Below are 22947 nucleotides of genomic sequence, written 5' to 3'. Positions count from 1 at the left end.
GGAGAACACGGCGCCTCGAGCGGCGTCGATACGATCCCTAGCGGCGTGCCCTCCTGGTGACTTCCCATGAAATCCCTGATCAACATGCTAATCGCTGCCTCCGTTCTGGTCGTTCCGGTTCTGTCCTTTGCTCAGCAATCGACCGCACCTGTCACACGTGCGCAGGTGCGCGCCGAACTCAGCCAACTTGAAGCCGCCGGATTTAAGGGCGGCGTCTACAGCCCCCGGATAATGTCGGCGTTCTGTTTGCTGGCCTCACGCATCATGTCGAGAAATGGCCAGGCCCTCTGCGAAAGTCCACTGCCGGATTCCTGACGGCGTTCGCGGGAATACTGCAGTGATTCGAGGGCAGTCTCCGTTTTTTCGTCGTCCGAAATCGCCGCTTCGAGACGGCTGATCGCACGAGGCAGCTCGTCGTGGAGGATAACCCCATGCGTATCGAGCCGCTTGCCCACAAGACCCAGCAGATACTGGGCGAGATCCCTGAGCATCACGACATCGGGCGTAGCGGGCGATTGAAACGTGATCAGCATGATGGCTCCTTGCTTCGATCTGTATTGCACCATCGCACCGGAAAGCCATTCGGGCTTGCCCCGAGGACTCATGCAACGCGTCTTTTGCGTTGTGACGCAACACGACCGGGGGAACCGGTGATCGTCATCCTGTGACGACGGCCGGGGCCTCCACGATGACCGGCTTTGCACATCGGAGAAGCGCGGCATCCCCATGGGCGCGCGCCATCCGGCAAATCATCCCTGTAGTTTCATCCGGACTACTCCTGTTCAAGAACCAGTCACGAGAAAGCCTGTCTTCATTTTATATCACAGCGTGATCTATTCAAGCTGCGAATACCATCAGTAGGACCAATCTGGACCATGCGCAGGACCAGGCTTAACCCGTGGCCAGCCGGTGCTGCTGGGTGTCGGCGACCCGGAACGCACTTTTATATCACAATGAAATATAATCATGGCGACACGTTCTTTCGTTTCGCGAGGATTTCGCCGGAAGGTGTGGCCTCGTCCCATGTGATACCGCCCCCTTACTTTCCTATTCGAATCTTGTCCCGCTACGCTCTTATTCGCTGGTTTTCCAGCTTTGCCCCTCACCCCATTGCCGTCAGCTGGCCGGAACGTCTGAGATCCTGTCTCGGCGCATTGCTTGGGATTGCGTTCACCGGCGGGACAATGCACGTCCTTCTCGGGCCGGCAGCAAACATTCCACTCCTCGTGGCGCCAATGGGCGCGTCAGCCGTGCTGCTGTTCGCGGTTCCCGCCAGTCCGCTTGCGCAACCGTGGTCCATCATCGGCGGCAATATCGTCTCCGCGACGGTCGGCGTTGCCTGCGCAGGCTGGATCGCCGATCCAGTGGGTGCCGCCGCCTTGGCCGTCTCGCTGGCGATCTGTGCGATGTTTGCGCTGCGGTGTGTTCACCCCCCGTCCGGCGCGGTCGCCCTGACCGCGGTCCTTGGCGGTCCGGCCGTGCACGCGTTGGGCTACCGCTTTGTGGCCGAACCGATTGCGATCCAGTCGGTGATGCTGCTCTGCGCGGCCATCGTCTATCACGCTGCGACCGGGCATCGATACCCGCACGTCGCGCAGCGTTCGGGCAAAGGCGCGGCCGCATCGGCTGTGGCGTCGAACGAAGGTTTCACGCGCGCGGACCTCGAGGCGGTGCTGAACCGCCGCGGGGAATTGCTCGATATCGACACGGACGATCTGGAATCCCTGCTGCGCGATGTTCAGTTACAGGCCTACGCCCGCACGTTCAATGAACTGACCTGCGCGGACATCATGTCGCGTTCGCTGGTCGCCGTGTCGGCAAACACGAGAGCGTCGGCCGCATGGAGTCTGCTGAAACAGCGCCATATCAAGGCACTCCCGGTCACTGACGAGAGGCAGCACGTAATCGGCATCGTGACCCGCGCCGACCTTGTCGACAAACGGGCATTCAGCAAAGGGACCGGTTTGTCGTCCCCCATGCAACGCTGGTTCCGGCGCAGCATCACCCCGGCGCCGCTTGTCGGTGCGCTGATGAACGTCGACGTTCGCACGGTCGATGCGACGACGCCAATCGTCGAACTGGTGCCGGTGTTCGCGAACTACGGGCACCACCACATCCCGGTTCTGGACTCGAATCAGCGGCTCGCCGGGATGATCACGCAGGCCGACCTCATCGCGGGACTGTATCGTCAGGCTTACGCCAGGCAGCGACACACGGCATAGCACTATTACAGACACTTGCGCATGAACACATGCATAAATATCACGACACGATATAATTCGCGCTTTACCTATTTCTCCACGGCACTCCGATGAAAACACTCGCTCGCGGCTTGACCAAGACGGACTTCGAGCAGCTGTCCGAGTTTCGCTACCAGATGCGGCGCTTCGAGCGTTTTTCTGAGCAGGCCGCCCAGGGCGAAGGCATTACACCGTTGCAGTATCTGCTGCTCCTGCATATCAAGGGTTATCCGGAGCGCGACTGGGCAACCGTCGGTGAGCTTGCGGAACGGCTCCAGGCGCAGCATCACGGCGCGGTCGCGCTCGTGTCCCGCTGTGAGGCGCTCGATCTGGTCCGCAGAAAGGTCAGCGAGACGGACCGCCGCCAGGTCGAGGTTCATTTGTTGAAAGCGGGCGAGCAGGTGCTTGCCCGTCTCGCCGAGATGCACCGCGCCGAACTGAAGTCGCTCGAAGGCGCCTTTAACGTCCCCCAGATTGATTTTTGAGTCACCATGAGTCTCGATACCCATAAGCGCGATTTTTCCACCAACGCGCGGCTTCCCGGCATTTCCGCACTCGCTGCGGGGATCGGCGCCCTCAGCACGCTTGCTGCGTTCGTGCTGCTGAGCCTGATTCATCTGTTCACCAATCTGTTTTTCTTCCAGCAATTTTCGTTTGCGGACCGCTCACCGGCCCTCAACACGTTGGGTATCTGGGTGGTGATCGTCCCTGTGATCGGCGGTCTCATCGTCGGTTTCATGGCCCGTTACGGTTCGGAAAAGATCCGTGGGCATGGCATTCCCGAAGCAATCGAAGCCATTCTGTTCGGCAAGAGCCGCATGTCGCCGAACGTGGCGATTCTCAAGCCGCTGTCGTCCGGCATCGTGATCGGCAGTGGCGGGCCGTTCGGCGCGGAAGGCCCGATCATCATGACAGGCGGCGCACTAGGGTCGCTGATCGCGCAATGCGTGAAGGTCACTGCCGCGGAACGCAAGACGCTGCTGGTTGCCGGCGCGGCGGCGGGTATGACCGCCGTTTTTGGCACGCCGGTGGCTGCCGTATTACTGGCGGTCGAACTGCTGCTGTTCGAATGGCGTCCGCGCAGTTTTCTGCCGGTCGCGCTTGCCTGCGCAGTCGCGGGGTTCGCGCGCGCGGCATTCTTCGGCACAGGGCCGCTGTTTCCGCTTGAAACCGCGCCTCCTGGTGCGCTGTCGCTGGTGTCCTGCGTCATTGCGGGGCTGATGTCGGGCGCGCTCGCATCGGGTCTGTCGGCCGCGCTCTATAAGACCGAAGACCTGTTCGGCAAGCTGCCCATCCACTGGATGTGGTGGCCCGCCATCGGCGGCCTCGTCGTCGGCATCGGCGGCCTCATCGAACCTCGCGCACTGGGTGTCGGCTACGACGTGATTGGCGACCTGTTGCACCAGCACATTGCGATTCAAATCGCGCTGGCGATCCTGGTTGTGAAGGCGGTGATCTGGGTCGTGGCGCTGGGCTCGGGCACCTCAGGCGGCGTCCTCGCGCCGTTGCTCATGCTGGGCGCGGGGCTCGGTGTCGTGTTCGGCCACGTGCTGCCGGGCGGCGACCCTGCCCTGTGGCCGCTCGTCTGCATGGCGGCCACGCTTGGCGCCACGCTGGGGGCGCCGTTGACTGCAATCGTGTTCGCATTCGGCCTCACGCACGACAGCAACGCATTGCTGCCGCTGCTCGCCGCGACGCTCGTCGCGCACGGGTTTGCAACGGTCGTCATGAAGCGCTCCATCATGACCGAGAAAATTGCCCGGCGTGGTTACCACATCTACCGGGAATATGGCGTCGATCCGCTTGAGCGCCACCACGTCGACGAGGTGATGTCGCGTACGGTCGAGACAATCGACGGCGATATATCCGTGGGCGAAGCGCTAGCAACGTACTTCGGCACGACGCAAACGCATCGCGCCTATCCGGTCGTGCGCCAGGGCGTGCTGGCGGGTGTCGTCCATCGCGCGGTACTGGAAAAAATTCGCGATGACGGCGCAGCGCATGCGCTCGACTCGCGTCTCTCCGACGTGTTGCGTCACCGCTCCCCCGCTTTCGCATTGCCCAGTGAAACCTGCCGGCTCGTCGCAACGCGGCTGGCGGTGCACGGTCTCGAACGGTTGCCCGTGGTCGCGGACGCCGAAACGTTGCAACTGGTCGGCATTGTCTCGCGCAGCGATCTGGTCAAGCCGTCGCTTGCCCACTTCGACGAAGAGCACAAGAAAGAACGCTTCCGGCGCTTGCGGGTTCAGCCCGGCAAGCGGCACTTCCCCCCGGTTCCTTAAGTCAGCGACCGGTCGGCGGCCAGAAACAGATACGCGCTTCTTCCGCGCCCCTTCGGGGGCACACTCCTCCTGCCTCTCCAGCCTTTCCCGCTGATTCAGCACCCATTCCCTGGACGATATCGTCGCCACGTTGCGAAGCCATGTCGCGCTCCTTATGGCTGTTCCGCAACCGTGTCAAAGAACCGCGCATCGCAGGCCGTGCCCGGGAACGGAACCGGGAACGCGGTTCGCACACGTGACATCCAATACCGTATTCAGGATCGAATCGGCTGCGGATCGCGTGCGGACCGACTCGGACTTGCCATCATTGCTCAGGAGACGCGACATGAACATAATCAGCGCGGCACTGTTTGGCGCACTCGCCAGCGCACTCACATTGACCAGCCTCCCGGGCTGGGCACAGAGCGCCGGTCCCACTGATCCCCAGATCGCCGCTATCGTCGTGACCGCCAATCAGGTGGATATCGACGCGGGCAAGCTCGCGGAATCGAAAACGAAGTCGAAGGACGTCAAAGCATTCGCGCAACGCATGGTCACGGATCACAGCGGCGTCAACAAGGCTGCTACCGACCTTGTGCACAAGCTGGGTGTCACTCCGGAAGACAATCCAACGAGCCAGAGTCTCAAACAAGGCGGCGATGCGAACCTCGCCAATCTGAAAACACTCAAGGGCGCGCAGTTCGACCGGGCATATATCGACCACGAGGTGACGTATCACGAGAGCGTTCTCGACGCGCTGGACAAGACATTGATTCCGAGTGCGCAGAACGCCGAACTGAAAGCGCTTCTCGTCAAGGTGCGTCCGGCCTTTGTCGATCATCTCGAACACGCGAAGCATCTGCAGGCAGAGCTGGGCAAGAGCGGTGCGTGACCGGACACTTTGCGTAGCCGGACAGTGCCGGGGCACGCTACGTACCGGCGTCTTGGTCCTTGCCTGCGCTTTCGTTGCGATCATGGCGACGCCGCTGGTCGGCGTTTCCGAGGCCGCGGCCAAAACGTACGTGATCGTCGTCGAACAGATGCGCTTCAATCCGCCGACGCTCGCGGTGCATCGCGGGGATCAAGTGGTGTGGGTCAACAAGGACCTGTTTCCCCATACGGCGACTGCAGTGTCGAAAGCGTTCGATTCACACGAAATCTCGCCGAATGCCTCGTGGACTTACGTGGCGCGCCAGACCGGTAGTTACCCGTATCTGTGCACCCTCCACACCACAATGCGTGGCACACTGATCGTGCAATGAGGGATGGGAGATGAGTGAGGGTGACCTGGCGAGGCAGTCATGACGGACATCGCTGAAGCACATTCAACGTTTGCCGCGGACGACGAACGCGAAACAGTCCGTCGCATCGTCGCGGGAGATCGATCGGCGTTCGAATGGCTGATGCGTCAACACAATCGGCGGCTGTATCGTCTGGCGCGCGCCACGTTGCGTGACGGAACGGAAGCAGAAGACGCGCTACAGGCGGCGTATCTGTCAGCCTACAGATCGATCGCACGGTTTCGCGGCGACGCCACGCTCTTCACCTGGCTGTCCCGCCTGGTACTCAACGAATGCTATGGACGCCTACGCCGGGAAGCACGCCGTCAGAACGTGATTCCCATGGTGGACGCGAACACTCATGTCGATATCGATGCCATGACCGCGCAAGATTCCGATTCCCCAGACAAGGCGGTAGCGCGCGCCGAGTTGCGAGCCTTGCTCGAGCGCAAGCTGGATGAACTGCCGGAAGTCTTTCGCGTTGTGTTTGTGCTGCGTTCGGTCGAGGAATTGAGCGTCGAGGAGACGGCCCGATGTCTCGACATCCCGGAAGCGACGGTGCGCAGCCGGCATTTCCGCGCAAAGAGCCTGCTACGCGAATCATTGGCGCACGATATCGATCTCGCCGAGCGTGACGTATTCGAATTCGGCGGCGCCCACTGCGACCGGGTGGTCGCCAACGTCCTATCGCGGGTAGCCGGCGAGCATGACCAGGGCAGTAGCGCACCGGCGATATAAATCGCCTCTCCTCGTCGGCGCCTGTCGCTGTGTCTGCGCGATAGCGGGCATTCTCGCCGTGGCGGCAAGCTCGAGCGCGGAAACGCGGACGATCAGGATCATATCGGGTACCTATGGCACGAACTGCGGAACGCCACGGCGCGACGCGACTCATGACCTCGCGCGTCAGTGCGACGGACTGCAGACCTGCGCGTACATCCTGCGCAAGGCACTCACCGGCGCGCCATTCAAAGGCTGCCACAAGGACTTTCGTGTCGAATGGCTGTGCACCGATACCGAATCCCACACCGCCACGCTCAGCGCTGAAGCAGGGCCGGGCAGTCGACTCGTGCTGAGCTGCGTCGAAGAGACCGGCCCTGGCAGATAGACATCGCCGTGCAACCGGCCCCGTTCGACGTGAACGGATCAGGATCGGGCACGTTGATCATCTGGCGAATGGTTCACGAAACACATCAGACGTGCACGCATAGCGGCGCGATTCGCGATGAGGCATCAATTGCCTCATTCAACAGCCGCTCGATGACCTCGACGGCACTGGAGAGCTGATCGACGAGCGCTGCCGATTCGCCGGCATAGAGCGCTATCCGCTCAAGATCTCCCGCCGTGCTGCGTAATGGCGAATCGGTGCTGAACCGGTAGATCGTCGCCATCGTCACCGGGGGCAGTTGCTCTCGATAGCATGTGGATGCCCGCCGGCTGGGCTTAACTTCACTGTCGGGAATCTCTCCTTCATCGGAAAATGGGAGATGTCAATGAATGAAGAAGTCTTCAACCTCAGCATACGCAAGTTCTTAAAAATGGGCTCAAGCTGAAAGTGGAGTTTGATGGCGAATTCACGCTCCAGTAAGTGCGAGATGACGTTTTCTGCACGGCAGCCGCGACGACTATCGGCAACGGTTCGCGACGGTTTTTCGACCAATATGCCTTCGGCGACGTCAACCACGACGGATCGCTGTCGCCAAAGGCAGGCACCGGGCCATCTACAGCCCCTTCGACCATGCTCCCGTTCGGGCATTCGAACGTCGCTTTACCCTAAAAGCCGCCGTTGAGCCGGTGCCGGGTCCAACGTCTGGAGGGGGTCTATCAGAGCAAACGCCGGCCCGGATTCGTCTCGTGCTTCGTTACATTGCCGGGCGACCGGGCCATGATCGAACTTATGACAGGTCACCCCAACATAGGCGTCGAAATATCGACGCCAGAACAAGGCGGCCTCGTCGAGATCGCGCGTCCACAAGGCAACGTGGGCGAAGTTCATGAGCGGTCCTGTTGGGCTCGCCGCGTTACCAGATGCGCGCATGCCGGAACGAGACAGAGCAGCGCGGCCAATACCCAGAAGGCAATCGGCAAACCTACTGCCTTGGCAATAAAGCCCACGCCCGCCGGTCCGGCGAGATGCCCGGCGTAACCCGTCGTCGTGATCGCTGCAACCGCGAGCGTTGAAGGCATTGCGCGCTGCGACCCAGCGCGCCGGAACAACACCGGCACGACATTCGATGCGCCGAGACCGATCAGCACAAATCCACCCATCGCGAGTGCGGCGGTCGGTACAGTCAGCAGCACCACGAAACCGACCGTTGCGAGCAGTCCTCCCCAGAACATCGTCGCGCGGTCGCCGATGCGCGCGGTCAGAGCGTCGCCGCCGAACCGGCCGGCGGTCATGGCGATCGAGAAGAAGATGTAGCCGAGTCCTCCATGCGCGGCAGAAACCAGTCCTGTACCGGTGATGAGCAAGGCACTCCAGTCGAGCAGCGCACCTTCGACCAGAAAGGTGATAGCGGCGAGCACGGCAAGCAGGAGCACAATGCCGCGCGGCCAGGCAAACAGCGGCCCATTGCTCGCGTGCGTCGACACAATCAGACGGGAGCGCGCCATCGCGATGGCGACGAGCATCAGAACGGTGCATGGCAATGCGCTTGCGAGCGCCCCGATGTGCAACGAAAGCAGGAAGGTCATGACCGTTGCGCCAACGAATCCGCCGACGCTGAAAAGCGCATGAAAGCCCGACATCAACGGCCGGCCTTGCGCGCGCTCGACATCGATCGCATGAGTGTTCATCGCGACATCGAGTGAGCCGAGGAACGCACCAAACGCGAGCAACGCAATACCAAGCGTGAGCGGCGTACTAACGATGGTCAGCAAGGGCAGAACGACGGCCAGCCCCGAGCCACCCGCAACGATGATCGGCTTGGCCCCGTATCGCGCACTGAGCGCCCCCGTGACCACCATTGCAATGACTGAACCGAAGCCGATGCACAGCAGCAGGAGTCCGAGCACGCCCTCATCGACGCCAAGCCGCTGCTTGGCGAAAGGCACGAGCGGTGCCCAGCACGCCACACCAAATCCCGCCACAAGGAACGCAAGGCGGGTGGCAAGTCGGGCCGCAGGCAGATCTGGAGCCATTGCTTGCGACGTGAAGAGAGTTGATCGGGTGCTCATGGATTGGCTGGCTCCTGCGCCGGCACAACCGACGCGCCGGCTTTCGACAAGGCCTCACGCTGTACGCGCGGCAGATCATATTCGACGACTACACATTCGATCTCGTTGATGGCCGCCACCTTGTATGGGGCGCGAGTGTTGAACTTCTCAGTGAGTGCCAGCACCACGCTGTGCTCGCTGGACGCCATGACGGCGCGTTTGAAAATCGCGTCGGCGAGGTCGAACGCGCTGATGCCGCTCTTCGGCGAGATCGCGCAGGACCCAATGAAGCACCGATCGATATTCATTTGCACAACGTTCTGCACGGCGCTCGCATCGACGCATCCGCCGACCGCTGGATCAACCGCACCGCCGATGACGAGCAGACGAATATCGGATCGGCGCAGCACCGCGGCGGCGATATCGACTGAATTGGTCGCGACGGTGATGTCGGCCTCTTCGGGCAACAGCTCAACGAGCGCGAAATTGGTGCTGCCGCTATCGAGAAACAAAAGTTCCCCTCGCTGGATCAGCGGCACGGCCGCACGAGCCAATGCCGATTTTTGCTCGAAGGCTGTATCAATGCGGCTCGCCATCGGCGCGGAGGCGGGTGTGATCGGCAGCGCCCCACCATAGACCCTCCGGCAGCGCCCCCCGGCCGCCAGAGCCCGGAGGTCGCGGCGGATGGCGTCTTCGGAGATGTTGAATTCGGCGGCGAGCGCAGCTGCCACGACTGGCTGGCCCTGTGCAAGCCGATTAGCGATCTCATCGCGCCGGGAGAGAGGAATGTCGTCGTTCATGCACTATGGTAACGTGCACAAACAAGAATGTAAACGTGCATAAACGTGCACGTCGGGGTCGATGCCTGTCTGCATCCACTCGGCACGCATATGCGAGCCTTGGGCCTCGCGGACACGTCACCTTGGGCTTCGATCGAAGAACCCGGCTTTAACCGGAGATTTCCATCCGGCAAAACTGCGATTTCGATCCGAATAATGACCGGACATGACCGGACGCTCCCCTTAGCTGCCCATCGAGGCTCAAGCGCACGACCGGCGGCAACGGGTCGCGTGCGGACAGTCGCGATCCGCTTAGTTCTGTTCATGATGTGACAAAACACGGAGATGGGCAGCGGCACGACATCGAAGTTGGCACGACATCGAAGTTATGCAGTAGCCAATTGCGCATATCCTTCCAAGATCGATGCCATCGCGCTGGCCTCGAACCGTCATATGGCGCGGGAGAACGACCAGTGCCAGCGCATGACGGTCGCAAGAAAGTCCTATAGGGGCGAGGATATGGCCACAGTGTTTCTGACCGGCGCAAGCGGATTTCTTGGCGGCCATTTGCTGCGCGAGTTGTGCGCGGCGGGCTGCGAGGTGAGGGCGCTGTCGCGTCGTTCCGAGTCCGACGCGCTCATCGCCGAACTGGGCGGTGTTCCGGTTCGCGCGGAACTGGCGGATGTGGAATCGTTGAAGGCAGCACAGGCCGGTTGCGAGGCCGTGTTCCATGCGGCAGCCGACACTAGCATGTGGAGGCCGCAAGCGGCGGCGCAGACGGCCACCAACCTTCAAGGCACCGAAAACCTGCTGCAAGCGGCAGAGTCGGCGGGTGTGCAGGCCTTTGTCCACACGTCGTCGGTTTCGGCCTACTCGCACCTTGCGCACGCCACGCTCGATGAGTCGGTGCCGCAGCGTGGGGCTGAGAGTTGGATCAACTATGAGCGCACCAAGTATCTGGGCGAACAAGCCGTGCGGCGCTCCAGCGTGCCCTGGATTGTGTTCAATCCCTCACACATCCTGGGTCCGGGCGACCATCACAACTGGGCGCGCCTCATCATCTTGGTGGACCGCGAGAAGCTGCCGGGCATTCCGCCGGGCATCGGCTCATTTGCCGATGTGCGAGAAATCGCCAGCGCCCAGGTGCGTGCGTGGCAGAGGCAGCGGTTTGGCCAAGCTTACGTGGTCGGGGGCGAGCACGCCAGCTTTGTCGACTTCGTACACCGCGTGGGCGCTGTACTGGGCAAGCGCACGCCTCGCGGCGCCACGCCTGCCTGGGCGTTGATGACATTCGCTCGCCTGGCCGACGCATGGTCGCGGGTCACCGGCAAGGAACCCGACGTGACCCCTGAGAGCGCGATGCTCACCTGCTGGGCCTTGCGCGTGGATTCGTCCAAGGCCAAGCGCGAGCTGGACTACATTGAAACGCCCTTGGACACGCTGCTTGCCGACACCCTGGCCTGGATGAGGCAGGAAGGGCTGGTTGGCGCTGAAGGCAATCCAGCCAACCGAGCGCTACGCGTTCATTGACATGCCTGGTACCGCTGCGATGGCGGCGGCGCTGAAGGCGAGGGGCTTGATGCCACACTGAATCGTACGTAGACCACTGAGAGGTGCAGTGTGGCGATGAGTGGCCGTCGCAACGTGCGGACGGACCTCACGAGATAGCCGGACCCGGCAGAACGCAAAACGACAAACGAATCCGCATTTACTTCGCCGGATAAGAACCGATAAAGGCAGAAAGTTGTAATTCATGACCGGTGGCGCGCCGCAGAATGGTCGCCATGTGCAAGGTAGACGACCTGCTCACGCGTCGCGGCCATGTCACGGTGCACCGGATGGCAATGCGCTCGGGCAGTCACAAAATTAGTTGAAAACTGGTAACAGATTTAGTTGTGTGAGCGCATCCGGTCATATTAGGGCCAGTGTCGTAGTCCTGACCACAAGCGGCGCCTGCTGGATCTCCGGCCGCCCCCTTTTCGGCCAATGCCGTCATTGGGATGGGCGGGGTTCTACATCAGCAATGTGGCAGATTGCCGACGGTGACCGCGTCAAGCAGGCTGACCGCATTTTCCTGCATCGGTGAACTCACACTCCCGACCCTGAACGGGCGGTCTTTGGCAAATGTCGAATGGCCCTTCATTCGCCCACAGCGGACCATCAGATGAAGTCACTTCACAGATTGGACCGCTGACCCGTCTGCCCCGGCAGCGGAGAGGAATGTGGCGGTGATGCCACGTTTCATCCAGAGCATTGATAACGGCTGGACATCAATGCTTCGAAAGAATGCACTTATCGTCTAGCTCCATTTGCGTGAGTATCTCTAATCAAGATTCCAGCGAGATTGGAACGAAAGTAAAACGCATCGGAGACGAGGCTATGTACAACGCAAGACGCACCCGGAGCGGCTAACGATCGCCCGGGCCCACATATTCTCGCGCCCCAGCCGGTTCGAGCACCCGCCAACTCAACACGCATCAGACCGCGGTATCCGAACGCCAACGGCGTAGCGGTCGCTTGTCATGCCTGACGCTTTCGCCCAACGACCAATGCGAACACCCGTTTCTTTTCTATCGCAATGCCCTTCAGGAGACAACTTCATGCAGATCACCGGTATGTTGCACGGCGCGCGCCTGTTGCAATTCGTCGGCTTCCCGGCGAGTGAAATCCTCGGCCCGAGCGCCAGCGAGGAGGAGATCAAGACCTTGATCGACCGTCATCGCCAGATATTCATCAAGCCCGTCTTCAAGGGCGGAGTCGGAAAGAAGGGGAAGGCTGGTTTACTCGGCCGCGCGACCGATCTCAAGACGGCATTGATCGAAAAAGAGCGGTTGTACTTCGCCGAGCATTCCGTCGGCCACCTGAAAGCAAAGTCGAATGGCGTGACGTTCGAAGCCGGCGTTCCGGCCCAGCATGAGGTCTATTTCTCGATCACCGACTCTACCCGTTTTCGTGCGCCGACGATGACGCTCTCGCATAAGGGCGGCATGGACATCGAGGAGGTCGACCCGAGGCATGTGGCGATGGTGCCCTTCGACGCGTTGACGGGCCTGAAGGCGTTCGTCGTGGCGAACGCGCTGAGCGAGATTGGTGCGCCCAAGGAGATCATCTCGCCGCTCGTCCAGCAGTTGCCGAAGCTTTGGGAACTCTTTCACGATTTCGGCATGACGACACTGGAGTTGAATCCGATCCGCATGCGCGAGGACAAGAAGGGGCGCCTCACACCGGTCGCCTGCGACTTCAAGTGCGGTTTCGATCGCGACGATCCGCGATGGACGCGCCTCGGGCTGCCGCAACACCTGTTCGCGGCGGACTACTCCGACTTCGAACAGGAGATCAATCAGTTACGCACGCACCAGGGCCAGAGCGATGTGTATGTGATCAACGAGAAAGGCACGATTCTCGCGCCGACGTTCGGCGGCGGCGCCAACTCGCTCGTCACCGAAATGCTCGGCGACGCCGCGATCATCTCGTCGGATTTCGGCGGCAATCCCCCGTACGCGAAGATGAAGGAAGTGGCCCGTATCTGCTTCAAACACTGGCTCAAGCAGTCGAATGTGCTTTTCATCATCGGCGGCAAGTCGAACAACACCGACATCTTCGAGACGCTGCGAGCGATGGCCGATGCCCTTCGCGAACACTTCAGCGAGCATGGACCGACACCGCTTTACGTGGTGCTGGGCCGGGGAGGCCCGAACCTCGTGCGTGGGATGGCCGCGCTGAGAGACACATGCGACTCGCTCGGTCTGCCCTATCGGCTCTTCGGATTCGACTCCGACATCAGCGAGGTGATCCAGTACGCGCGTCAGGCGGACGCCTGGATGCGCGCCGGTGGCCGGGCCGACATCGCAGCACGGATCGGCGCACCGGCGACGGAAACCGAAACGGCGCAAGCCTGAGGAGAGCAACGTGTACAAGCAAAACAGCAGCCAGTTCAAGTATTTCGTCGGCGTCAACTCGCTGGCGCAGATCGCCACGCGTGACGATCGTGTGTGCGTGCTCAATATCCTGGGCGGTGAGTCCTCGGACGTGACGCCCGTCAGCCATGCATTCTCAGGCGGGAATATCGTCTTCGGCACGGCGCCGGGTAAGGGCGGGCAAGTGCTTCCCACATCGATCGGCGATATCCCGGTGTATAACAACGTCCGCGAAGGTCTGGAAGCGGGGCACCGGTTCAACTGCGGCGTGGTGTATCTGCCGCCATCGGCCGCCCGCGACGGCGTCGCCGAACTGATCCGCGTCAATCCGGATCTGAAGAAGATTTTCATCATCACCGAAAAGATCGCCGTGCACGACGCCCGCGAAATCCGCGCGATGGGTCAGCAAGCGAGCATCGACATCTTCGGAGCGAACGGGCTCGGCGTCGCTGACTCATGGAATCGCGTGAGAATCGGCGGAGCACTCGGCGGCGATAGTCCGGACGACTCATTGCGCAAGGGATCGATCGCCATCTTCTCGAATTCCGGCGGCTTCAGTACGACGATCGCGCAATACCTGCGCATGAGCGGCTGGGGCACGTCGACCGTCATCTCGAGCGGAAAGGACGTCTACATCCACTATGCCGCGCCGGAATTTGCGTTCGCACTCGCCAACGATGCGCGCAGCAAGGCCGCTGTGCTCTATTGCGAACCGGGCGGCTACTACGAGGCTGATGCGGCCTTCACGAAACCGGTGGTCGCCTGTGTGGTGGGCCGGTGGAAGAGCCGCCTCACGCGAGCGGTAGGCCATGCGGGCGCGATGGCGGGCGGTTCCGACGACGCGCAAGCCAAGGAGCGCTGGTTCATGGAGAAGTTCGGCGTGGACCGCCTTTTCGCGCCTGACGATCCGTGCTGCTCCGCCGCGGGCGCGGTCGTAACGAACATCGCGCATATCCCGGCGGCCCTGACCGCCGTCATGCGCGCCAACGCGACGATGCCTGACTTCGAGCCCGAAGGCAGCCTTGCGCTCAAGCCGTGGTTCGGCTCCGACCAGGGGATCCAGCTTCCGCCCCACCTTGCGATCCCAGTAGTGGGAGCAGTCGCGCCCTACGACGAGCAAGTCTTGCAGGTCAATCGACAAGTCGGTGCGATTGCGCCACGTCAGGCGTTGAAGGATGCGTCGGGGGCATCGCAGATGGATGCGAAAACGCAGGTCAGCAGCCTGCATGGCGCCTCGATGCTCGACGCGGCTACGCATTCGCTCGAAGCGAACGTCAGTCTTGCCCTGCTTCAGGAGTTCGGCGGAGAAAACGACGAGAAGCTCATCGATGTCGCGATCGCCGCGTTCGTCAATCTGCACGGGACGCCGGAACTCGCGGCGGCGCAAGCCGCTCGCGAAACCGGCAATGCACCCAACGCGATCCTGGCTGCCGCGGCGTCGATCATCGGGCCGGTGTGAACCATCCCGTCTTCAAGGACAGGCCGGTCAACTACGACCCGCGCGAAGTGTTCATCGCGGAACTGTGCGAGAAGCGCGGGGAATATAACGTGTTCCACGCTTTCTATCGCGAACTGGTGCAGGCGTTGTTTGATGCCGGCGTCTCCCGCAACGTGTACTGCGTAAACGTCGATGCCGTGATCGCGGCGCTGCTGCTGAAGATGCTGTGGCAGCCGCTGCAACGTGGTGAATTGACCGGGGCCGATCTGGAAACCGCCGCGTTCACGATCTTCCTTTATCCCCGCATGCTTGGATGCGCGGCGGAAATCGACGATCACCTGAACCGGGGGCGCAACATGGACACCCGAACGCCCGCGTCCCAGTGCCGCTTCGTAGCTTGAGCGCTTCGGCCGACACTCATAACCAGCGGACATCAATCGTTTCGAAAATAGCACTTATCGTTTCGTGTGGTTCGGGCGAATATTCGACAAACAACAAATCGCCCGAACACCGCAAGTTCAAAATTTCTGGAGACACCTCGATGCAACCCTCCTCACCCCCGCTGGCCCTCGGGCAATCGAAGGCATCCGCCGTGCTACGCGTGACGGCAGGCAACTTCCTGGAGCAGTTCGACTTCTTCCTGTTCGGCTTCTATGCGACGCAGATTGCCGTGGTCTTTTTCCCGGCGGGGAGCGAGTTCGCTTCTCTGATGATGACGTTCGCAGTGTTCGGCGCGGGCTTCCTGATGCGGCCGCTCGGCGCGATCATCCTCGGTGCGTACATCGACGATGTCGGCCGACGCAAGGGCCTGATCGTCACGCTGTCGATCATGGCGAGTGGCACCATCCTGATCGCGTTCGTTCCCGGCTATGCGACGATCGGACTCTTCGCCCCGGCCCTCGTTCTCATTGGCCGTCTACTGCAGGGCTTCTCCGCGGGCGCGGAACTGGGCGGCGTATCGGTTTATCTCGCCGAGATGGCGACGCCGGGCCGCAAGGGTTTCTTCACTAGCTGGCAGTCGGGGAGCCAGCAAGTGGCGATCGTCATCGCTGCCGCGCTCGGCTTCGCGCTCAATCAGTGGCTGGACACGGCGGCGATCGCTGCGTGGGGATGGCGCGTGCCATTCTTCATCGGCTGCATGATCGTGCCTTTCATCTTCATCTTGCGGCGCAATCTCGAGGAAACGCAGGAATTCAAACAGCGCCAGCATCGCCCGAGCATGAAGGAAGTGTTTACGACGCTCATGCAGAACTGGAACGTCGTGATCGCGGGCGTGCTGCTGGTCGCAATGACCACCACGAGCTTCTATCTGATCACGGTGTATGCGCCGACCTTTGGCAAGACCGTCCTGCATCTGAGCACCGCCGATAGCCTGCTCGTCACGCTGTGCGTGGGGATCTCCAACTTCATCTGGCTGCCGATCGGTGGCGCGCTGTCGGACCGGATCGGACGCCGTCCGCTCCTTCTCGGAATGACGATCCTGGCGATTGCGACGGCCTACCCTGCGCTATCACTGCTGGCTCACGCGCCGAGCTTCGTCAACATGCTGCTCGTGCTGTTGTGGCTTTCGTTCATGTACGGCATGTACAACGGCGCGATGGTCGTCGCGCTCACCGAAGTGATGCCGGTCGAAGTGCGCGTCGCTGGATTCTCGCTGGCCTACAGCCTCGCGACGGCCGTCTTTGGCGGTTTCACGCCCGTTATCTCGACCGCGCTCATTCATATGACGGGCGATAAAGCCGCACCAGGCTACTGGATGAGCTTCGCCGCGGTATGCGGGCTCGGTGCCACACTCGCACTGTATCGGCGCCGTCGCGTTCCGCTGCCTGCGGCTTCCTGAAGCATCGCTTCGCTCCTCGAACTTCAGCCTGACGTTCTTTCAACCATGAAATCCATCTTCCTGAAACTCTGCACCGCGGCGCTCCTCGGCAGCGCCGCCGCTGCGACGAACGTGCAGGCCGCCGATCTGCACGTGATGAGCTCGGGCGGCTTCACCGCCGCCTACAAGCTGCTCGGACCGAAGTTCGCGGCGTCCACGGGCAATACGCTCGATACCGCGCTCGGCCCGTCGATGGGCAAGTCGCCGGAGGCCATTCCGAACCGGCTTCAGCGCGGCGAGCCTGCCGACGTGGTGATCATGGTCGGCTATGCACTCGACGATCTCATCAAGCAGGGCAAGGTGATCCCCGATTCGCGCGTCGAACTCGCGGATTCGCGCATCGGCATGGTCGTGCGCGATGGCGCGCCGAAGCCCGACATCGGGTCTGAGGCGGCGCTCAAGGAAACCTTGCTGCATGCCCGGTCGATCGCTTACTCGGATAGCGCGAGTGGCGTCTATATCGAGCGCGAGTTGTTCAAGCGGCTCGGCATCGAGGAACAGGTGAAGACCAAGGCGAAGATGATTCCGAAGATTCCGGTGGCGTCGGTGATTGCAACCGGCGACTACGAAGTGGGCTTTCAGCAGGTGAGCGAGTTGCTCCCGGTGAAGGGCGCGGCGTACGTCGGCAAGATTCCGGAGTCGGTGCAGTCCGTCACCCGTTTCGCCGCGGGCGTACCGGTCGGCGCGCAGCATCCTAAGGAAGCGAAAGCGCTACTCGACTATCTCGCGTCGCCCGCGGTGCAGCCCGAGGTGAAATCGACCGGTCTCGATTCCGTCGCGACGCATTGAGACGAAGGCAACGATTCAACGCGGCAGGTCGGCGGGCTGATCGAAGGCTTCTTCCGGCTCATGCGCCAGGCTCAATGCTTCTTTCAGACGCGCCCGGTCGCAGGCGCGCTCCCACATCGATACGAAGATCACCGCGCAGGCGTTGCTGATCACGCTCGTCAGTGCGCGCGCTTCGGACATGAAGCGATCGATGCCGACCAGCAGCGCGACGCCCGCAAGCGGCAGATCGGGAATGACGGCGAGCGTCGCGACGAGCGCGACCAGTCCGCTGCCCGATACGCCCGCTGCGCCCTTCGACGTGAGCAGCATGACTGCGAGCATCGTCGCGATCTGGCCGCCCGAGAGGCGTACATCGCATGCTTGAGCGATGAACATGGAGGCGAGCGTCAGGTAGATCGCCGTGCCGTCGAGGTTGAACGAGTAGCCGGCGGGCAGCACGAGACCCACGATGCCCTTATCGCAGCCAAGCATTTCGAGCTTGACAATGAGGCGCGGCAGCACCGGTTCCGTCGACGACGTCGCGAGCACGATGACGAGTTCCTCGCGGATGTAGCGCAGCAGCCGCCAGAGCGAGAAGCCATGCAGACGCGCGAGCGGACCGAGCACGCAGACCACGAACAGCAGGCACGCCGCGTAGAACGACACCATCAGCATGCCGAGCGAGCCAATCGAACGAATGCCGAAGCGGCCGACCGTGAACGCCATCGCACCGAACGCGCCGGCGGGCGCAAGCCGCATGATCAGCGCGAGGATGCGGAACAGCACGTGCGCGACGCTATCGATAAATTCCTGTACCTGCCGCCCGGTGGTTCGGCTGGCGTTCAATGCAAAGCCGAACAGAAGGGCGAGCAGCAAGACCGGCAGCACTTCGCCTTTCTCGAAGGCGCCGACGAGCGTCTCCGGAATCACATGCAGCGCAAATTCGACAAGTCCGTGCGGCTGCGTGCGCGTTGAATACTGCGCGAGGACGGCCGTGTCCAGATGATGCGCGTCGATGTGCAGTCCCGCGCCCGGGTGCAGCGCGAACGCGGTCGCGAGCCCCAGAACGAGTGCAACGATGGTGAGAAAGTAGAACAGAGCCAGCGCCTTCAGGATTGTCCGGCCGATCTGCGAGCCGCTCGCAAGCGACGTGATGCCGGTGACGATCGTGCAGAAGACGATCGGCGCAATCATCATGCGTACCAGCGCGACGAACGCATCGCTGAGCGGTTTGAGCGAAGCGCCGACCTGTGGCCAGAAGTGGCCGACGGTCATGCCGAGCCCCATTCCAACCAGTACCTGGATGTAAAGCAGCCGGAATGGCCTTGGCAGTGTCATTTCGGGGTCTTCTTGGCCGCGCGGGACATGCCGCTGCGCTTCGTGTCGAGAATCGTCTGATAGAACTGCTGCGCGGCCGGCGCGAGCGGACGCCCCCGACGCCTGACAATGCCGACGCGCCTCGTCACGACCGGATCGACGAGCGGCACGCTGGTCAAAATCGGATGGTCGCGCATGGGCATTGCCATTGAAGGCACCGCTGCCACACCGAGTCCCGCTTCGATCAGGCCGAGCATGGTGGTGACATGGCGAGTCTCGCAGACGCTCGGCACGGCTGGCGCCACGTTGGTCAACGCCTGATCCAGCAGCAGGCGGTTGCCGGAAGTCTTGTCGACAGAAACGTATTCGTGTTCATAAAGCTCGCTCCAGGACACACGGGTCTTCCGGGCCAGCGGATGATCGCGACGGCATGCGGCGACGAACCGTTCCTGCAGCAGGACCTTGAATTCGACTTCGGGCTCCTGGCTGCCCATGAAGCTCACGCCGAAATCGGCTTCACCGCTGATGACCGAGCCGAGCACTTCGTTGGCGCTCGAGTCGAGCAGCTTGACCCGGATCCGCGGATAGCGGCTGTGATAGGCGGCAACGACGCTCGGCAGGAAATAGTAGGCAACCGACGGCACGCATGCGATGGTCACGTGACCGAGGCGGCTGCTGGAAACGTCGCGGATGCCAAGCAATGCGACATCGAGATCGTCGAGAAGTTGTTCCGCGCTTGGGGCGAACACGCGACCTACGGTGGTGAGCGTCACGCTGCGGGTGGTTCGCTCGAAGAGCCGCACGCCGAGCGCCGCTTCGAGCTTCTCGATGCGCCGGCTCAGCGCCGGCTGCGAAATATTGACAGCCTCCGCTGCTTTACGGAAGCTACCCAACTCCACGACGGCTCGAAACGCCTGCAAATCGTTCAGGTCGAAGTTGACGCCCACGAGCCATCCTCCGTATTTGACATGCGGCTATTTTGCATCATGCGGAGGAAAGCGCCCCATCGAGGTGACAACACCCGGGGCCCGCGAGGGGTCGCACCGAGGTCGAGGCGAGTGGCCGGTTCCGTCGTGTCAGCGGTCATTTATGGCCGAGAGCTGTGTGTCTCTTCATGGCCGATAGCACCAGTTCGATGAACGTGCCGCCGCGAGGACGTTGGAATTCTCAATGGCAGCTTTCCGGCGGTTTGTACGAACGCGTACTGCCGGCCATCTGCGGACTTTCGCTCTCCCGCTCACACGGCCATTCAAGCGTGGTCGTACGGAGGATCTGCTGGCTTATATCCAGTCGCTCGATGCGGGATTCTTGGGATGAATCTGTCAGAAACTCGCGAGCCGAAGCGGTCATTCAAACAGCCATCGCGGTGCCTGTAAGTATCGGCGTTAGCAAGACCCGCGCTGCTGGTGGAGCGAATCCAGAACGCGTGTCGTCGCGAGCGCGAACCAGGCGCACCTCAGTTCCCAATCGCGCAAAGATGCTATCTTTGAACCGTCTACCCAATATCAGCCGGGAGCGCGCTATGGCGGAAGACAAAGGTGATGTCGACGATCATTGGCACGTAAGCGCAGCCTGCTTCAACTGCGGTGCGGTTCGAACGGCCGCTCCCAATCTGTTCATCGCGCGAAACGGCGCTTCGGCGTTTGCTCACCAGCCTGCCAGTGAACAGGAAACAGAAGATGCGTGGCGAGGCGTCCTCATCTGTCCGGTGGCTGCCGTTCGGCCGCCAGAAGGTTTGAAGATGCCGACAGGCCTCTTTCCGCAAGCCTTGGCTCCCGGCGTGTGGAGGCTCGGGTATAACGCCCGCTCTTCGTACGGCGCTCACAGCTACATCACGCTTGCAGGCGGCCTGCGTCTGATGATCGATGGGCCGCGCTGGTCCGGCCACCTCGAGCGCTGGATCGCGGAAGCCGGAGGATTGGATCATATCCTGCTGACCCACCGCGACGATGTCGCGGACGCGGGCATCTATGCGAAGCGCTTTGGCGCCCGCGTCTGGATCCATGCAGACGACGCCGATGGTGCTCCGTTCGTCACTGACGTAATCACGGGTGATCTGGCGCATGAGATGTTGCCGGGCGTTCGGGTCATTCCGATGGCGGGACATACACGGGGAAGCGTCATGTTCCTCATCAGCCACGCCCTTTTCTCTGGAGACTCACTGTGTTGGGATTTCCGCAGGCACGCGCTGCATGCCTTTCGAGACGCCTGCTGGTACGACTGGTCCACCCAACTTCGCTCCCTCGAGCGACTCGTTCACGAAAGCTTCAGTGGCGTGTTCGCCGGACATGGCGGAAGTATCATTCTGGATGCACCGACCATGCAGCGCGAACTGCGAACGTTGCTCGATACGGTAAAAACGGACTGAGACTTTCCCGGCAAGTTGATCGCAGTGCCCCGTTTGAGGCGCAAATTCATGCGGACATCGTGCAGATGGAGGACACCATCGGTTCTATGCAATAGCAAAAGCTACTTCCTAAACCAGTACATGTATCTCTCGCAACGCTTTCCTCAAAGCGTCCCGAGTGCCTGCGTCACCTAGCGCTTTGTCGGGGTCACATAGCACGAGGTTATCCCTCGCTGTTTCGAAGCCGTCGCGCCTGTCATCTAACGCGAGCCACTTTACGAGGCGATGGCGGGTCACGTACCGAAGCACCTGTTGCCCTCTGGGAATTCCATACCAGAGATGTGCATCGTAAAATCGTGTGTGATACGTCGCACCGACTACCTTATCCCGCAGGGCTCTCACTGGCAACGCGTCGCGCGCACGATTGAAGCCGAGTACTTTCACCCAGGTCGTGGACAGGACAATCTCAAGGTCCAGATAAGGCTCAAGTGTCTCGGCAAGTACCTCGGCGTACTCGAAAAGCCGGATCCGGGACGGGTCGCTACTGACAATCCCGTGCCTGGTGCGATATGCGTCGCCCCTGTGAAGGACACCGTCGAAATCCAGCAGAAGCACCTTCCGGTCCGACTGCCAGGTCGGTGGATTTTTTTTCACCACTGTCGTGGCGAAGTCCATGTTTGGATCAGTCATTGCTGGAGTTGTTAAAAGCAACAGCCTGCACACTACGCAGCCCGTCACAGTCGTGATGCATGATCGGGTAACAAGTTCAGCCGCTTCCCTTTCGCGGTTGGACTTGACATGCAGAGCTCATACAATTTCTGGCTGGTGGCGATATCGTTCGTCGTCGCCGCCCTGGCGTCCTGCACTCGACCTGACCGGACGTATCTTCCTGCTGGCCTCGCCGCGTCAGCGCCGTGCGTGGCGGCTGGGCGGCGCGCTCTCAAGGCGATGACGTGCGACGAAATGCAAGGCTTCCTGCTCGGCAAGCCGTTCGCCAGACTGACGCCGGGCGGCTAGCCGGCCTTGAGGTCCTGACGATCCTCACGCCCGGCATCGGCGACCGACACGAGAATCGGCGCCGCCTGCGCACCTTCACGCCTGGTCAGCTTGCCGTCCACCGACGCGCCGCAATCCATCCGCAACTGCTGGTAGTAGATGTTGCCGGTCACATGGGCATTGCTCTGCAACTCGACAAAGTGATCGGCGATCACGTCGCCGACGATCGTGCCGTTGACCACCACGTCATAGCCGTGCACGTTGCCTTCGATCGAGCCGCGGTCGCTCAGCACCAGCAGTGTCTGGCTGCCCGGCTCGCCGCTGACGTTGCCCTTCACGTGGCCGTCCATGCGCAGACCGTCACTGAACTGAAGGTCGCCGGTGACGCGCACGTCGTGCGCGATCAGGGTGGCGAGCTTGGTCTGCCGGATACCGGCGGTTTTTTTCTTGTTGAACATAAAGATCTCCCGGGAATGAAGATGTTCGTCGCGTGATGCTGTCCGGGCGACGAGTCGAGGGCGTTTGCCGTTTGCCCTTTGCCGCTGTGCGTAGATGCGGGTGCCGGTGCCGAT

At 61.6% G+C, this 22947-nt stretch carries 23 protein-coding genes and 1 pseudogene; 14 read left to right on the top strand and 10 right to left on the bottom strand.

The window, feature by feature from the left end; genetic code table 11:
• The first annotated feature begins 66 nt into the window (after window positions 1–66).
• On the top strand, window positions 67–315 hold the full coding sequence (locus SB772_RS19490; protein ID WP_410834842.1) for a DUF4148 domain-containing protein: 249 nt from the start codon (window positions 67–69) through the stop codon (window positions 313–315).
• Here SB772_RS19490 and SB772_RS19485 read toward each other — a convergent pair.
• Window positions 216–533 (bottom strand): DUF1840 domain-containing protein, encoded by a 318-nt coding sequence (locus SB772_RS19485; protein ID WP_410834841.1) that lies wholly within the window; start codon window positions 531–533, stop codon window positions 216–218. The genes SB772_RS19490 and SB772_RS19485 overlap by 100 nt on opposite strands.
• A gap of 525 nt (window positions 534–1058) precedes the next feature.
• On the opposite strand from SB772_RS19485, the gene SB772_RS19480 reads away from it, so the two are divergent.
• The 6 genes from SB772_RS19480 to SB772_RS19455 all read left to right on the top strand — a co-directional run bounded on the left by SB772_RS19480 (window position 1059) and on the right by SB772_RS19455 (window position 6519).
• Window positions 1059–2222: an HPP family protein gene (locus SB772_RS19480; protein WP_410834840.1), complete on the top strand. Its 1164-nt coding sequence runs from the start codon at window positions 1059–1061 to the stop codon at window positions 2220–2222.
• 89 nt (window positions 2223–2311) lie between these two features.
• Window positions 2312–2725, top strand: coding sequence for a MarR family winged helix-turn-helix transcriptional regulator (locus SB772_RS19475; RefSeq protein WP_410834839.1), 414 nt, complete (start codon window positions 2312–2314; stop codon window positions 2723–2725).
• Window positions 2726–2731: 6 nt separating this feature from the next.
• A complete protein-coding gene (locus SB772_RS19470) occupies window positions 2732–4522 on the top strand; it encodes a chloride channel protein (RefSeq protein ID WP_410834838.1) in 1791 nt (596 codons plus the stop codon).
• A gap of 325 nt (window positions 4523–4847) precedes the next feature.
• Window positions 4848–5393, top strand: a complete 546-nt coding sequence (locus SB772_RS19465; protein WP_410834837.1) for a DUF4142 domain-containing protein — start codon at window positions 4848–4850, stop codon at window positions 5391–5393.
• Window positions 5394–5445: 52 nt separating this feature from the next.
• Window positions 5446–5763, top strand: a complete 318-nt coding sequence (locus SB772_RS19460; RefSeq protein ID WP_410834836.1) for a cupredoxin family copper-binding protein — start codon at window positions 5446–5448, stop codon at window positions 5761–5763.
• Window positions 5764–5802: 39 nt separating this feature from the next.
• Window positions 5803–6519, top strand: coding sequence for an RNA polymerase sigma factor (locus tag SB772_RS19455; RefSeq protein ID WP_410834835.1), 717 nt, complete (start codon window positions 5803–5805; stop codon window positions 6517–6519).
• 452 nt (window positions 6520–6971) lie between these two features.
• Here SB772_RS19455 and SB772_RS19450 read toward each other — a convergent pair whose 3' ends face one another.
• The 5 genes from SB772_RS19450 to SB772_RS19430 all read right to left on the bottom strand — a co-directional run bounded on the left by SB772_RS19450 (window position 6972) and on the right by SB772_RS19430 (window position 9734).
• Complete coding sequence (locus SB772_RS19450) at window positions 6972–7169, bottom strand: hypothetical protein (protein ID WP_410834834.1); 198 nt, start codon at window positions 7167–7169, stop codon at window positions 6972–6974.
• A 2-nt stretch (window positions 7170–7171) separates the two neighbouring features.
• Window positions 7172–7462: a hypothetical protein gene (locus SB772_RS19445; protein ID WP_410834833.1), complete on the bottom strand. Its 291-nt coding sequence runs from the start codon at window positions 7460–7462 to the stop codon at window positions 7172–7174.
• Between the two features lie 84 nt (window positions 7463–7546).
• Window positions 7547–7774 (bottom strand): hypothetical protein, encoded by a 228-nt coding sequence (locus tag SB772_RS19440; RefSeq protein WP_410834832.1) that lies wholly within the window; start codon window positions 7772–7774, stop codon window positions 7547–7549.
• On the bottom strand, window positions 7771–8919 hold the full coding sequence (locus tag SB772_RS19435) for an MFS transporter (RefSeq protein WP_410834861.1): 1149 nt from the start codon (window positions 8917–8919) through the stop codon (window positions 7771–7773). The genes SB772_RS19440 and SB772_RS19435 overlap by 4 nt, the downstream gene beginning before the upstream one ends.
• A 32-nt stretch (window positions 8920–8951) precedes the next feature.
• The gene (locus tag SB772_RS19430) at window positions 8952–9734 is read right to left on the bottom strand and encodes a DeoR/GlpR family DNA-binding transcription regulator (protein WP_410834831.1); all 783 of its coding nucleotides are present in this window, start codon (window positions 9732–9734) and stop codon (window positions 8952–8954) included.
• A gap of 324 nt (window positions 9735–10058) precedes the next feature.
• Here SB772_RS19430 and SB772_RS19425 point away from each other — a divergent pair, with 324 nt between their 5' ends.
• The 5 genes and pseudogenes from SB772_RS19425 (at window position 10059) to SB772_RS19405 (ending at window position 17736) form a co-directional block, all read left to right on the top strand.
• Window positions 10059–11243, top strand: a complete 1185-nt coding sequence (locus SB772_RS19425) for an NAD-dependent epimerase/dehydratase family protein (RefSeq protein ID WP_410834830.1) — start codon at window positions 10059–10061, stop codon at window positions 11241–11243.
• A 1070-nt stretch (window positions 11244–12313) separates the two neighbouring features.
• Window positions 12314–13612: an ATP citrate lyase citrate-binding domain-containing protein gene (locus SB772_RS19420; RefSeq protein WP_410834829.1), complete on the top strand. Its 1299-nt coding sequence runs from the start codon at window positions 12314–12316 to the stop codon at window positions 13610–13612.
• Between the two features lie 10 nt (window positions 13613–13622).
• Window positions 13623–15469: pseudogene (locus SB772_RS19415) on the top strand (hypothetical protein).
• Between the two features lie 140 nt (window positions 15470–15609).
• Window positions 15610–16908: an MFS transporter gene (locus SB772_RS19410; RefSeq protein WP_410834828.1), complete on the top strand. Its 1299-nt coding sequence runs from the start codon at window positions 15610–15612 to the stop codon at window positions 16906–16908.
• A gap of 45 nt (window positions 16909–16953) precedes the next feature.
• A complete protein-coding gene (locus tag SB772_RS19405) occupies window positions 16954–17736 on the top strand; it encodes a substrate-binding domain-containing protein (protein ID WP_410834827.1) in 783 nt (260 codons plus the stop codon).
• Window positions 17737–17751: 15 nt separating this feature from the next.
• Here SB772_RS19405 and dctA read toward each other — a convergent pair whose 3' ends face one another.
• Window positions 17752–19053, bottom strand: a complete 1302-nt coding sequence (dctA, locus tag SB772_RS19400; RefSeq protein ID WP_410834826.1) for a C4-dicarboxylate transporter DctA — start codon at window positions 19051–19053, stop codon at window positions 17752–17754.
• The gene (locus SB772_RS19395; protein WP_410834825.1) at window positions 19050–19979 is read right to left on the bottom strand and encodes a LysR family transcriptional regulator; all 930 of its coding nucleotides are present in this window, start codon (window positions 19977–19979) and stop codon (window positions 19050–19052) included. The genes dctA and SB772_RS19395 overlap by 4 nt, the downstream gene beginning before the upstream one ends.
• Window positions 19980–20554: 575 nt before the next feature.
• On the opposite strand from SB772_RS19395, the gene SB772_RS19390 reads away from it, so the two are divergent.
• Window positions 20555–21400 (top strand): MBL fold metallo-hydrolase, encoded by an 846-nt coding sequence (locus SB772_RS19390; protein ID WP_410834824.1) that lies wholly within the window; start codon window positions 20555–20557, stop codon window positions 21398–21400.
• Between the two features lie 108 nt (window positions 21401–21508).
• On the opposite strand, the gene SB772_RS19385 is transcribed toward SB772_RS19390, so the two are convergent.
• On the bottom strand, window positions 21509–22054 hold the full coding sequence (locus tag SB772_RS19385; RefSeq protein WP_410834823.1) for an HAD domain-containing protein: 546 nt from the start codon (window positions 22052–22054) through the stop codon (window positions 21509–21511).
• Window positions 22055–22177: 123 nt separating this feature from the next.
• Between SB772_RS19385 and SB772_RS19380 the strand changes: the two genes are divergently transcribed.
• Window positions 22178–22396, top strand: coding sequence for a hypothetical protein (locus SB772_RS19380; protein WP_410834864.1), 219 nt, complete (start codon window positions 22178–22180; stop codon window positions 22394–22396).
• Here SB772_RS19380 and SB772_RS19375 read toward each other — a convergent pair.
• Window positions 22393–22833 carry a bactofilin family protein gene (locus SB772_RS19375; protein ID WP_410834822.1) on the bottom strand — a complete coding sequence of 147 codons (441 nt, stop codon included), beginning with the start codon at window positions 22831–22833 and terminating at the stop codon, window positions 22393–22395. The genes SB772_RS19380 and SB772_RS19375 overlap by 4 nt on opposite strands.
• Window positions 22834–22947 lie beyond the last annotated feature (114 nt).

Source organism: Paraburkholderia sp. SIMBA_030 (genome assembly GCF_046535245.1).
In the GTDB taxonomy this organism is placed as follows: Bacteria; Pseudomonadota; Gammaproteobacteria; order Burkholderiales; family Burkholderiaceae; genus Paraburkholderia.
Note: the sequence above shows the minus strand (reverse complement) of the source record. Positions and strands in the feature narration are given on the sequence as shown.